Source organism: Thermogemmatispora tikiterensis, assembly GCF_003268475.1.
Taxonomy (GTDB): Bacteria; Chloroflexota; Ktedonobacteria; order Ktedonobacterales; family Ktedonobacteraceae; genus Thermogemmatispora; species Thermogemmatispora tikiterensis.
In genome coordinates, this window is sequence record NZ_MCIF01000002.1 from 1548625 (window position 1) to 1560627 (window position 12003).

Annotated in this window: 10 protein-coding genes and 1 tRNA gene; 2 read left to right on the plus strand and 9 right to left on the minus strand. The window is 59.2% G+C overall.

What is annotated here, in order from left to right; translation table 11 throughout:
- Positions 1-20: 20 nt before the first annotated feature.
- Positions 21-95: transfer RNA gene (locus A4R35_RS06270), tRNA-Val, on the plus strand.
- Positions 96-512: 417 nt separating this feature from the next.
- Here the strand turns inward: A4R35_RS06270 and ispG are convergent.
- The 9 genes from ispG to rpsB form a co-directional block, all read right to left on the minus strand.
- Positions 513-1751, minus strand: a complete 1239-nt coding sequence (ispG, locus tag A4R35_RS06275; protein WP_112427590.1) for a flavodoxin-dependent (E)-4-hydroxy-3-methylbut-2-enyl-diphosphate synthase — start codon at positions 1749-1751, stop codon at positions 513-515.
- A gap of 214 nt (positions 1752-1965) precedes the next feature.
- Positions 1966-3216, minus strand: coding sequence for a M50 family metallopeptidase (locus tag A4R35_RS06280; protein ID WP_112427592.1), 1251 nt, complete (start codon positions 3214-3216; stop codon positions 1966-1968).
- A gap of 34 nt (positions 3217-3250) precedes the next feature.
- A complete protein-coding gene (gene dxr, locus A4R35_RS06285; protein WP_112434043.1) occupies positions 3251-4486 on the minus strand; it encodes a 1-deoxy-D-xylulose-5-phosphate reductoisomerase in 1236 nt (411 codons plus the stop codon).
- 296 nt (positions 4487-4782) lie between these two features.
- Positions 4783-5679 (minus strand): phosphatidate cytidylyltransferase, encoded by an 897-nt coding sequence (locus A4R35_RS06290; RefSeq protein ID WP_189361395.1) that lies wholly within the window; start codon positions 5677-5679, stop codon positions 4783-4785.
- A 17-nt stretch (positions 5680-5696) separates the two neighbouring features.
- Positions 5697-6395, minus strand: coding sequence for a polyprenyl diphosphate synthase (gene uppS / locus A4R35_RS06295; RefSeq protein WP_371875056.1), 699 nt, complete (start codon positions 6393-6395; stop codon positions 5697-5699).
- A gap of 137 nt (positions 6396-6532) precedes the next feature.
- Positions 6533-7090, minus strand: a complete 558-nt coding sequence (gene frr / locus A4R35_RS06300; protein WP_052888610.1) for a ribosome recycling factor — start codon at positions 7088-7090, stop codon at positions 6533-6535.
- A 137-nt stretch (positions 7091-7227) separates the two neighbouring features.
- On the minus strand, positions 7228-8013 hold the full coding sequence (pyrH, locus tag A4R35_RS06305; protein WP_223258226.1) for a UMP kinase: 786 nt from the start codon (positions 8011-8013) through the stop codon (positions 7228-7230).
- A gap of 268 nt (positions 8014-8281) precedes the next feature.
- Positions 8282-8878, minus strand: a complete 597-nt coding sequence (tsf, locus tag A4R35_RS06310; RefSeq protein WP_112427598.1) for an elongation factor Ts — start codon at positions 8876-8878, stop codon at positions 8282-8284.
- Positions 8879-9699: 821 nt separating this feature from the next.
- Entirely contained in the window at positions 9700-10575 is an 876-nt protein-coding gene (gene rpsB / locus A4R35_RS06315; protein WP_112434047.1) for a 30S ribosomal protein S2, read from the minus strand.
- A gap of 536 nt (positions 10576-11111) precedes the next feature.
- On the opposite strand from rpsB, the gene A4R35_RS06320 reads away from it, so the two are divergent.
- On the plus strand, positions 11112-11843 hold the full coding sequence (locus tag A4R35_RS06320) for a response regulator (protein WP_112427600.1): 732 nt from the start codon (positions 11112-11114) through the stop codon (positions 11841-11843).
- The last annotated feature ends 160 nt before the right edge of the window (positions 11844-12003 follow it).

Here is a 12003-nt window from a genome sequence, read left to right on the forward strand (position 1 = left end):
AGCTATCCAATCCAAGGCTCGGGCAATTAGCTCAGTCCGGTTAGAGCGCTGCCTTGACATGGCAGAGGTCACAGGTTCGAGTCCTGTATTGCCCACTCTGAGAGGCGATCCTGTGTAAAGAGGATCGCCTCTTTTCTTTTCCAGAAAAGGGAAGAGACCTCTATTGAGGAGACAGGGAAAAAGGGAAGAAAACAGTGAGGTCAAAAAGAAAAGAAGAGAAAAGGAACTCGTGCAATTCAGCTCCTTGCCTTATGGCCCAGAGGAGGTTACTCTCTCCCCCTTTTGGACTCCAGAAAGACAAGCCCGACCAGCTCCCCCGATCGCGCGCCTCTCCCTCTCGCCAGTTTGGCCAGAGGGCGCCGGTCGAGCAGCCTGGCACCCTCCAACGAGGGCACAGCTCTACCCGGCTATCCTGCCCTGTCTTGCTGGCTGTGCTCCTGTCTCACAGGAACGAGGTTGCACGCAGAGGACGCCATGAGGGCTGCTCTCTTTTTAGTTCAGCGCATTTCTCGCTACTTCCTCAGCACAGGGATTTCTGTGATGCCCTCATCGCGTGTGCGATGACGTCCGGCACTTTCCTTAATCCCTCCCTCGGGATAGACCAGACGCGCCTCATGTTCTGGAAGGAGCGAGGCCACCTCTTTTAAGACTGCATCGAGGAACTCCTCTTCAGGTACCGTGCGTACCACCTGCCCCTTGCGGAAAATGACCCCTTTGCCACGTCCGCCCGCCAGGCCAACGTCGGCATCTCGCGCCTCACCTGGCCCATTCACCACACAACCCATCACCGCTACATGAATAGGGGTCTGCACTTTGGCCAGCCGGCGCTCCACTTCATTAGCAACTTCGATAACATCGATCTCGACGCGCCCACAAGAAGGGCATGAAACAAAGGTCACACCGCGATTGCGCAATTCCAGCGAGCGCAGGATTTCATAGGCCACAGGGATCTCTTGCTCCGGCTCGGCGCTTAAACTGACACGAATAGTATCGCCAATCCCCTCGGCCAGCAAGATACCCAGACCAACCGCCGACTTTACCGCTCCTGGCACCAAAGTCCCGGCTTCGGTGATCCCTAAATGAAGCGGATAGTCGGAGCGTTGTGAGAAACGCCGATAGGCTTCAATAGCCGTCAACGGCGCAGAGGACTTCAGGGAGACCTTGATTTCGTGGAAATCCAGCTCCTCACACCAGCCAATGTACTCCAGAGCCTTATTCACCATGCGCTCGGCCAGCTGCTCACGCTCGCGTCGGCGCTCCTCAGCCGGATCACTGCGTTCCACTACTCCATCGGAGCGGCGGCGAATCTGGATGCGCTGCATTTGGGCCTGCTTGTCCAGAGCATCGAGCGAGCCGGAATTGACCCCGATGCGCATCGCTATACCGCGCTCCTTACAAGCCTTGACAATCTCCTCCAGAGCCTTACGCCCATGAATCAAGTTACCAGGATTAATGCGCACGCAGTCGACGCCCTGGCGAATTGCCTCCAGGGCCAGCTGATGATTATAATGAATATCGGCGATCAGCGGAATATGGATACGCTTCTTGATCTCCCCCAGGACGAGAGCATCTTCCATCTCCGGCACGGCCACGCGCACCAGCTCGCAGCCTACTTCTTCAAGACGCAAGATCTGGGCCACGGTGCTCTCGACATCGCGGGTGTAGGTGGTGCACATTGATTGCACCGCAATGGGTGCATCACCACCGATAGGTACATCTCCGACATGAATCTGTCGCGTCTTTCTTCGCATAAGCACTCCATAAATCCGATACATCTATCATAACAGCAGCACCCGCTGTGGCAAGGCACTGCTGAGCAGGAGCCTACCTTGACAAACGACTGCGGCGAGGCTCTACCCGCCCGCTACTCGACCGGTCAGAGCAATCGAGGGCCGCTAGCGAGCAGGAGAGCAGACAGGTCGACTAGAGAGCAAGCTACCCATCATACCAGCACTCTACAGGCATTCAGCGGGCGCCCCAATTCACGACATCGCTGATCGTGACGACCACGATCAACATCAAGAGAATGGCCATGCCCACCAGATTAATCAGGCCCTCGCGCTCAGGGCGCAAGCGTTTGCCACCGCGCAGCAGTTCAATGAAGATCAAGAGCACCCGCCCCCCATCGAGAGCCGGGAACGGCAAGATATTGATAATGGCCAGATTCAAGCTCAGGATACCGGTCAGGGTCAAAATGGGCCACCAGCCGATGGTAGGGACGGTCTGGGCCACCTCGCCAGTCATCTGCACAATACCCACCGGTCCAGCAATCTCCGGCTTCACCGCCCCCGTCACCATCTGGACGATACTGGAGATAAACTGGCCAGTCACAGAGAAGGTCTGCGCGATGCCCTTGAGTGGAGCCTGCCAGAGCGGGTAGGTCACATAGCGAACCTCATTGCCGCGTTCGATCCCCATCGGACCCTGACCCGGGGGAGGGTTGACCCGCACATTGATGGTCAGCGCCACTGGCTGCGAATCACCAGCATGTCTGATGACAACGTGCACCGGTACCGTAGCCTGACCGTGGGCCTGAGCGATGGCCTGCTGGACGATATTCTGCACATCAGAGAACTGCTGAACCGGCTGACCATTGACAGAGAGGAAAGTATCGCCTGGGCGCAAGCCCACCGCAGCCGCCGGCGAACCCGGCGCTACTTTGGCAATGACCGGCGGGATCACCGGCTCCCCGACGCTGTAAGCGATCGAGAAGAGGAGGATCGCCAACAAGAAATTCATCGCCACCCCGGCCACCAGCACAATGAGACGCTTACCAGCGGACTTTGAGGCGAAGCTCTGCGGGTCATAGCGTCCGTACTCATCATACATCTCCCCGTTCTCGCCAGGCATCCGCACAAAGCCACCGATGGGAAGCAGGTTGAGTGAGTAGATCGTCGAGGAAGGAGGAGCCACAGCCATAGAGCTGCCTTCGCGCTCACCGGCTGTGGTGCCAGAACCGGGAGCGCCTGGAGTCCAGAGATCGTCGGCAGTCTGAGTAGCAGCTGGCTGGCCAGGCTGAGTGCCCCCGTTAAACCAGATTAGCTCCCATCCCCCGCCAGGGCGGCGACGAATGCCCACAATGCGTGGAGGCAGGCCGAGGCCAAACTCCTCGACCCGAATCCCCGCCCACTTGGCAGTCAAAAAGTGACCCAGCTCATGGACAAAGACTAGTAGACCAAAGACCGGTATCGCAGCTAACAAGTACCAATAATTCATTCCCACTTCCCTCAGACAGCTTTGCAAGCAAAGACTAACCTGTGGCCTGGCGCACAACCCCTAGCGAGGCAGCCAACTCTCGCGCTGTCTGCCGTGCCCAATCGCGCGTCTGGAGGATGGCTGGAATATCCGGCTGCGCCTGAGCCATCGTCGTATGGCGCTCCAGCACTGCCTCAATCAGGCGAGCGATATCCAAGAGGCCAATCTGTCCCGCCAGGAAGAGCGCGACCGCCTCCTCATCGGCCCCCACCAGAGCGCAAGGGTAGGTACCACCGTGCTCAGCGGCCTCACGAGCCAGGCGATAGCAAGGGAAGCGTACCACATCGAGGGTCTCAAAATGTAGCTGCGCCACCTGCGCCCAGTCCAGGGGTCGGATCAGCCCGCGCGTCCCAGCCTCCAGACGCAGCGGATAGCTTAGCGCATCGAGGATGGGCAGATGCATACTCGGAAGGCTCGCCTGCATTTTGATCGAGCCGTCAACGAACTCAACCATAGAATGGATAATACTCTCAGGCTGGATTACCACCTCGATACGCTCGTAAGGGACGGAGAAGAGCCAGTGAGCCTCAATGACCTCCAGTCCCTTATTCATCAAGGTCGCCGAATCCACGGTGATCTTCGGCCCCATGCGCCAGGTTGGGTGAGCCAGCGCCTGAGCAACCGTCACCGAGGACAGCTCTGTGAGAGGAGTGCGCCGGAAAGGCCCGCCTGAAGCCGTCAAGATCAGGCGGCGCACCTCGGTTCCGTCTTCACCTCGCAGGCACTGCCATAGCGCACTATGCTCACTGTCGATCGGCAGAATAGCCACTCCGGCCCGCCGCGCCGCCTCCATCACCAGATGGCCGGCCATAACCAGCGTCTCCTTATTGGCCAGAGCGATGGTCTTACCAGCTTGGATTGCCGCCATCACCGGTTCCAAGGCCACCAGGCCAGACGTAGCCACAACCACCAGATCCACCTGCGGCAGGGTAGCCGCCTCCAGCAAGCCAGCGAGACCGAAAGCGAGGCGGGGCGCAGGTCGCCGCTCACGGCCACGGGCCTCAACAAGCGAGCGTTGCGCCTCCTCCCGAATGGCCGGTGTCTCCGCGAAGCAGGCTACAAGAGTCGGTGCAAATTCCTCAACCTGCTGGGCCAGCAGGGATAGATTACTATGGGCGGCCAGGGCCACGACCTCGAAGTACTCAGGGAAGCAGCGCACCACGTCCAGCGTCTGTCGTCCAATTGAGCCGGTGCTTCCTAGCAGGGCGATGCGCCTGGGAAAGGTCTGCATCGCAGTCATCCGGCCTGCAGCCGGCTGGCCAGCTTCTTTCTCCTCATTCGATTCCATTGCTGTATTGCCGTTTCCTTGCTGGCTCTGCCCAGGGAATATTGTAGCACGGCAGAGCGCATGCAGCAGGAGACGTTCCTGCTCTTATTCTACACTCTCGTCAGAATTCCATCTTAAGCAAGACGGTGCATGGCACTTCAGGCCAGTCCGTCTAATCGACTGCGACCAGCCTCGTCTATCAGTGACTATCCTCCCTTAGCCATTACCTGGATCTGCCAGGAAGTGAGCCGGCCAGCTGATTAGTGCGGGAGCGCCAGGGCCAGCTGAGAGAAAAAGTAGAGAACAACGGCGGCGAAGAGCAGGCTATCGATGCGATCGAGCAAGCCGCCGTGGCCAGGCATCAGCTGACCGCTATCCTTCACCTGCGCCTGGCGCTTCATCAACGACTCAGCCAGATCGCCCAGGGTAGCAGCCAGCGAGAGAGCCAGGCCGAGGATTAGAGCCAGGTACCAGGGGACCTGCAGCAGCGAGCCGGCCAGCCATAGGCAAAGGATCACTGTACAGAGCAGGCCGCCGAAGACCCCCTCCCAGGTCTTGCCAGGGCTAATCTGAGGAGCCAGCTTATGGCGCCCCAGGAAATGGCCGGTGAAAAAGGCCGCGGAATCGAAGGTCCAGACGGCGGCAAAGAGCAAGAGCAGCCACCAGAGACCACGAGGGGGAGGCCAGCCGAACTGAGAGCCACGCAACAACAACAAGAGGCTAAGCGGCCAGCCGAGATAGAGAGCAAAGACGACCGTCAGCGCCCAATCGACGAGCGAACCGTCAAGGCGCTCTCGCCAAAAGAGGAGCGGGAAGGCCACCAGCAAAGCGGCGCCCAGGCTGATCTCCAGCAAGAGCAGGCGCCACTGGGGGAACATGGCAGAGATCAGCAAGAGCGTCCCCAGCCCGAAGCTCACCCAGAGCAAGGGGCGGCTACCTGAGTGCGCCATCATCTGATGCAACTCGTAGCTGCCCCAGGCCAGCACAAAGAGCGCCGCCGCAAAAGCCACCCACCCCCCCAGCCAGACCACAAGCAAGACAATAGGAATGGCCACAACAGCGGTCAGCACTCGCAGAGCCAGAGTGCCCGTCCACTGCCCGCCGCTGTCAGCAGCTCTCTTCCCTGATTGTACCTGTTTCTCAGTTGCGCGCTCCACGCGATGCTTCCACCTGCTTAGCGGCCACTGGGAGAAGCGGTCAGCCGCCCAAAACGCCGCTGGCGCTGGCGATAGCTCTCCAGGGCCGCGCGTAGATCTTCGCGCCCGAAATCGGGCCAGAGTGTTGGTGTGGAATAGTACTCGCTATAGGCTGACTGCCAGATCAAAAAATTACTGACGCGCATCTCGCCAGCAGTGCGGACGACGAGATCGGGATCGGGTAAATCGTGAGTATAAAGATAGGAGCTAATCACCTCCTCGGTGATCGCCTCGGGCGGCAAGCCAGCGGCGATAATACGCCGCACGGCATCGACCAGCTCGGCGCGACCGCCGTAGTTAAAGCACACACTGAGGTGGATACGATTATTATAGCGCGTCAGCTCCACCGACTCCTGGACGGCGCGCTGAATCGCAGGGGGGAGATCTTGCAAGCGACCAAGATGGCGCAGCCGCACTCCGTCACGATGCAACTTCTCCAGGTCAGAGCGGATGGTTTCCCAGAAAAGGCGCATGAGGCCCTCGACTTCTTCCCTCGGGCGGCCCCAGTTCTCGGTCGAGAAAGCATAGACGCTCAAATACTCGATATGCTCATCGACGGCGGCCTCCACCACGCGGCGGAGCGCAGCCACGCCGGCCTTATGGCCGGCCAAGCGAGGCAAATGGCGCTGAGCGGCCCAGCGTCCATTGCCATCCATGATGATGGCCAGGTGACGCAGCGGACAGCTCTGCTCCTGCTTCTGTCCCTGCTTCTGCTCCTGAGTTTGCTCCCGAGAGCGCACCTCTACCGCTGGTTGCGACTGCTCACTCTTTTTCCCTACGGAAGAGGGAAAAAGATCACGTATCCTGGTCAACGTCAGACCTCCAAAATCTCGTGTTCCTTGAGCTTGCCGATCTTATCCATCTCCTCGATGTAGCGGTCGGTCAGCTTCTGCAGACGATCCTGACCGCGCTTCAGCTCATCTTCGGAGATCTCCTTCTTCTTCTCGCGGTCGCGCAACTTGTCCTGGACATCGCGACGGATATTGCGCACCGCCACCTTATGCTCATCCAACTTCTTATGAAGGAGTTTTACCATCTCACGGCGCCGCTCCTCATTGAGAGGGGGGATCGCCAGGCGGATCACCTGGCCATCACTACTGGGATTGATCCCCAGATCGGACTTCTGAATAGCCCGCTCAATATCAGGGAGCAGCCTGCGGTCCCAGGGCTGGATCACCAGCAAGCGCGGTTCTGGCGCAGAGATCGAAGCGAGCTGGTTAATCGGCGTGGGGACGCCATAGTAATCGACTTGAATCCGCTCCACGAGGGCAGAACTGGCGCGACCAGTACGGATGCTCCCCAAGTCATGGCGGAGCGCCTCCACAGCTTTCTGCATCCGGCGTTCGGCATCTCCGAAAATATCATCTACCATAGCAATGCTCCCATCGTAAGGTACCTTGGATACGCACGCAGAGCCAGCGACAGACCAGGATAGAATCACGGGCCAGCGAGCCAGTCGGCGGCCAGGAAGCAAGAGACCTGGGCCTGCGGCTGGCAGCCAACCTGTGTTCAGGCGCGCTCACCAATAACGCTCTCCTCAAGGTCATGAACGAGTGTTCCACGTTTCTCGCCACGCATAATCGCCTCCAACGCACCAGGCTGATCGAGGTTGAAGACCACGATCGGCAAGCGATTATCCTTGCACAGCGAGATCGCAGTACTATCCATCACCTTGAGGCCCATATTGAGAGCGCGCATATAGCTTAACTCCTCGAACTTACGAGCGTTCGCATTGCGCATGGGATCGTCATCGTAGACGCCATCCACCTTTGTGGCCTTCAGCAGCACCTGGGCATTCAGCTCAATGGCGCGCAAGGCCGCCGCCGTGTCGGTCGTGAAGAACGGATTGCCGCTTCCCGCCGCCAGAATGACCACGCGCCCTTTTTCGAGATGGCGCACAGCGCGGCGACGGATAAAGGGCTCCGCCACCGGAGGCATCTCTATCGCTGTTTGCACGCGGGTGACCAGGCCGAGCTTCTCCATAGCATCCTGCATGGCCAGAGAGTTCATTACCGTGGCCAGCATGCCAACATAGTCGGCAGTCGCACGATCCATGCCTGCGGCAGCGGCATCTGCCCCACGCCAAATATTGCCGCCACCGATGACCATCGCGACCTCGACCCCCAGATCGTGGACGCGCTTGACCTCAGCCGCGATCCGGCGGACCGCGACCGGATCGATTCCAATGCGCGGCTCGCCGGCCTCCGAGGTATGGCGGGGACCTAGCGCTTCGCCGCCCAGCTTGAGCAGGATACGCCGATATCGCAAGGACGCAGCCATCTGAGATTCAGCCATCTTCTCTTCTACTCCCATGCGCTTCTGGTGGGGGACAGCCCCCGGCCCCGACCGTCCAACACTGGCACGTGACGCTTTCAGCCACCGGCCAGAGCAGGCAGAGAGGGGAAAAAGAGAGGCCGGCCCCCGGTGGGCAAGGCCGGAGTGGGAGCGGATGCCTCGGCGGCCACCTGGACGGCTGACCGGAGCGCATCTCGCTCACCTCCAATTCCACACATAGCATAGCACGCCACAAGACTGGCCAGGAAGTGCCGCTTCCTTTCCTACCCTATTCGCCCAAGGCAAAGCGACAGAAGCGACGAATCACGATGTTCTCCCCGGTTTCCGCAATAACCTTGCGCACCAGGTCGCCCACCACCTGGCTCTCATCACGAATCCAGGGCTGCATCATCAGCACCTGCTCGCCAAAGAGCTTCTTGAGCTTGCCCTGAATGACCTCCTCGCGCTTGTGCTCCGGCACACGAGCCATCGAGGGGTCCTCAAGCAGTTGCTGACGAGCCTGCTCGATTACCTCGGCAGGTACATCCTCGTAATTCACATACTTCGGATTGGTGCCAGCAATCTGTAGAGCCAACTCATTGGCCAATTGGCGAAAGCTCTCACTGCGCGCCACGAAGTCGGTGCTGCAGTTCAGCTCCAGCAGGACCCCCACACTGTTGTTGTGGTGGACATAGGAGAAGACGCCTCCCTGCTTGGTCTCGCGCCCAGCAGCAATCATCTTCTCCGCCTTGCGGCTGGCCTTCGCATTGAGGATCTTGATGGCCTCCTCCCACGACTGCGCCTCCTCCAGCGCGCTCTTGCAATCGGCAAAGGTCGCCCCGGTCTCCTCACGCAACCTCTTCACATCGGCAGCAGCATAGTTCATAAGGGCATTTCTCCTTCAGCGTACTCTGATAGCATACTCAGGTTTCAGCCTGACTGACAATGACTCTCGGCCACTCGTAGACGGTTTCGAGTGCTTGACAGCTGCGGTACAGTAGGATTCTGGGCTTTGTGCGGCTCACCGGTCATCAGCCTCCTCCCCTCCAAGACCCCTCAGTGTGAGCATGCAGCCACCGGCCCAATCTCGACCAGGCCAGACGGCATAGAGAGGACCTGGCATCCACCACGGCCAGCCCCCGGAGGCGAGAAACCTTGCTGTCTTTCGGGTCTGGCACACGTGTGGTCACCAGGTCCATATCCCAACCAAGTCTCTTGGCAGCAGAGGGCGCAGCCGACAGCTGATATCTGGCGCAGGCCGCAAGCCATCCGTGCCGGTCCCGTTAGACCTGGAGCACGCGGGATAACAGAGAGAAGAGAAGAACAGGTTTGTTAAGATGAATCCAGCTCGCCGGGCTACCTGCCTTGCCACTTGCCCTCTTCGCTGTTGGGAAGCGCCTGCTGCCCGGAACATCGCTTCGTTTCACCCAGCCCCCAGCGCTGGACCGGCCAGGGCAGCTGCACTGGTCCAACCAATATCGCAGTTCTTTGTACCGCCCAGGCTCTCGCGCTTTTTCTCGTAGAGCCTAGACCAAAAGCGGGCACCAGCCCAGGCTTTTCTTTCAGGCACAAGTGCAGATAGCCACGCCTCTCCAGCTGGCGATCAGCTGGTAGGCGAAAGCAGGGTGAGCAGCACAGCAGTGCAACCAGATCACAACGAACGACAAGCGGCAGGATGGGACAAACTCGTAGGGGAGCGAGATGGCTCTAGGATTCTTTGGCCACCAGCTCAGGCTCAGAGGCGTTCGATGAACTCTCGGCCTCTCCACCAGTAGAGGACGTCGCCTCACGCTCACGCTGAGACGAGCCAGCAACAGAGGCTGACGCCTCCACCGCCTCCGGCGGGACAACCCCCTCTTCACCTGAAGCCGCCGCGCCCTCGGCAGGCACCTCGCTATCCTTCTGCTGCGCCTCCAGCTCGCGGCGTCCTTCAATCACCGCATCAGCGATCTTTGAGCAGAGCAGGCGGACAGCGCGAATAGCATCATCGTTAGCCGGGATCGGATAGTCGATCTCGTCGGGATCGCAGTTTGTATCGGCCAGGGCCACAATGGGGATCTCCAGGCGGCGAGCCTCCAGCACAGCGGTATGCTCTTTGCGCGTATCAATGATGAAGACCGCTCCAGGCAGGCGCCGCATTTCCTTGATGCCTCCCAGAATACGCTCCAGGCGCACCAAATCATCCTGCAGACGCTGAGCCTCTTTCTTGGGCAGACGCTCGAATTCACCCCGATCGCGTCGCGCCTCCAACTCGCGGAGATAGCGGATACGCCCTTGAATGGTCTGGAAATTGGTGAGCATACCACCCAACCAGCGCTGGTTGACATAGAACATTCCACAGCGCCTGGCCTCCTCCGCCACCGCCTCCTGAGCCTGCTTTTTCGTCCCGACGAACAACAGAGTCTCACCGCTGGCAGCCAGTTCCTTCACAAACTTGTAGGCCTCGTTGAGACGCGCCACAGTTTGCTGAAGGTCAATGATATGGATGCCATTGCGCTCCATGAAGATGAAGGGCTTCATTTTGGGGTTCCAGCGCCGCGTCTGGTGCCCAAAATGAACGCCAGCTTCCAGCAGCTGCTTCATCGAGATAATGTTGGCCAAAAAACAGATCCTCCCTTTTTTCCTCCGCTCTCCTCCGATCGGCGATAGGGTTCCCCTTGCTCGCTCCTTGCGCTGCACAGCTTCCTGGCTGGCTGGCCTGCTGGTTCGCTCGCGCCCCTCCCCTCGCCACGCTGGTGCCAGGGCTGTTCAGGGTTCGAGGTACCGAGGGTATCGGGGCACCAGGGAAACGCCGATTAGAGAGCGTGTGTACTTGATGAATAATACAACGCTACACTTGCCTTAACCCGCAGGAACCCTCGCTCCTGCTAACTTGCAAGTATAGCATAGGTTGCAGATGGACGCAAGCAAGATTTCCCGGCTCACCCTACCCCGGCCCCCCCTACCTTCCTACAACCTCCCCTCTAACCGCGCTTTTAGCCCCTGCTTCTTGGAGGCCACAGTACAGTGTAATGTGTACACATATTCGCTTATGTGTGCTTTCCTATCTGGCACACGTGCATATTTGCTTATATACTGATAGGACTTAAGACTGTACAGGAGGCAGAAAGGGTTAGACGATGATTAGAGTCCTACTGGCAGATGATCATACCTTGATTCGACGTGTCGTGCGTGAGATTCTGGAGCGAGCCGGCGATATCGAGGTCGTGGCCGAGGCCTGTAATGGCCGGGAGGCTGAGGCCCAGGCCGGGGAAACGCACCCGGATGTTGCATTGATGGACCTGGACATGCCAGAATGTGATGGTTTCGAGGCAACGGAGCGTGTGCTCGCCTGCTCGCCGGAGACGCGCGTGGTCATTTTGACAGCTTCGCAACAGGAACAGCTGGCGCTGCTGGCCATCCAGCGTGGGGCCATCGGCTATCTAACCAAGGATATCGAGCCAGAGACACTGGTAGCTGCCATCCGCTCCGCCGCGCGCAACGAAATCTCGATCCCCGGCCCCCTGGCAACGCGCGTGTTAGCTCACCTGCGCACACTGACTCTCAGCGGTAAGATCCGCGAGGTTCCTCCCGCCGATTTCTCCCAGGGCGCGACCAGTCGCGCTTTCTATTATAAGGTCCAGCAGCGCCTTCATGGTTCGGCGCTGAACCTGCCGAACCTCTCGCGCCCGCTCACGGAGCGCGAAATCGAGGTTCTTGATCTGATCCGCAAAGGTCGCAAGAACCGAGAAATCGCCCAGGAACTCAATATAGCAGAATCAACAGTACATAAGCACATTCAGAATATTTTTGAGAAGCTACATGCTCGTAGCCGCACTGAGGCCATTTATCTGCTCAGTTCACGCAACTGAGGGCTGATCGCTGCCTCTCGCGTACCACCAGGCGGCCATCTGTTTCCTATCATTCTGCCGCACGCTTGCTCATCGCTGTGGCTGAGGGCAGGATCAAACCGGGCAGGCAGAACAGGCCCGTGCTGCCCTCAGCTCACAGGTGTGGCCTGCCACCGCTTGC

Excerpts from the sequence above, each read along its gene's own strand:
- tsf (WP_112427598.1), bottom strand. The coding sequence starts at position 8,878 with ATGAACTATGCTGCTGCCGATGTGAAGAGGTTGCGTGAGGAGACCGGG.
- ispG (WP_112427590.1), bottom strand. The coding sequence starts at position 1,751 with ATGCGAAGAAAGACGCGACAGATTCATGTCGGAGATGTACCTATCGGT.
- A4R35_RS06280 (WP_112427592.1), bottom strand. The coding sequence starts at position 3,216 with ATGAATTATTGGTACTTGTTAGCTGCGATACCGGTCTTTGGTCTACTA.
- frr (WP_052888610.1), bottom strand. The coding sequence starts at position 7,090 with ATGGTAGATGATATTTTCGGAGATGCCGAACGCCGGATGCAGAAAGCT.
- dxr (WP_112434043.1), bottom strand. The coding sequence starts at position 4,486 with ATGCAGACCTTTCCCAGGCGCATCGCCCTGCTAGGAAGCACCGGCTCA.
- rpsB (WP_112434047.1), bottom strand. The coding sequence starts at position 10,575 with ATGAAGCAGCTGCTGGAAGCTGGCGTTCATTTTGGGCACCAGACGCGG.
- pyrH (WP_223258226.1), bottom strand. The coding sequence starts at position 8,013 with ATGGCTGAATCTCAGATGGCTGCGTCCTTGCGATATCGGCGTATCCTG.
- A4R35_RS06320 (WP_112427600.1), top strand. The coding sequence starts at position 11,112 with ATGATTAGAGTCCTACTGGCAGATGATCATACCTTGATTCGACGTGTC.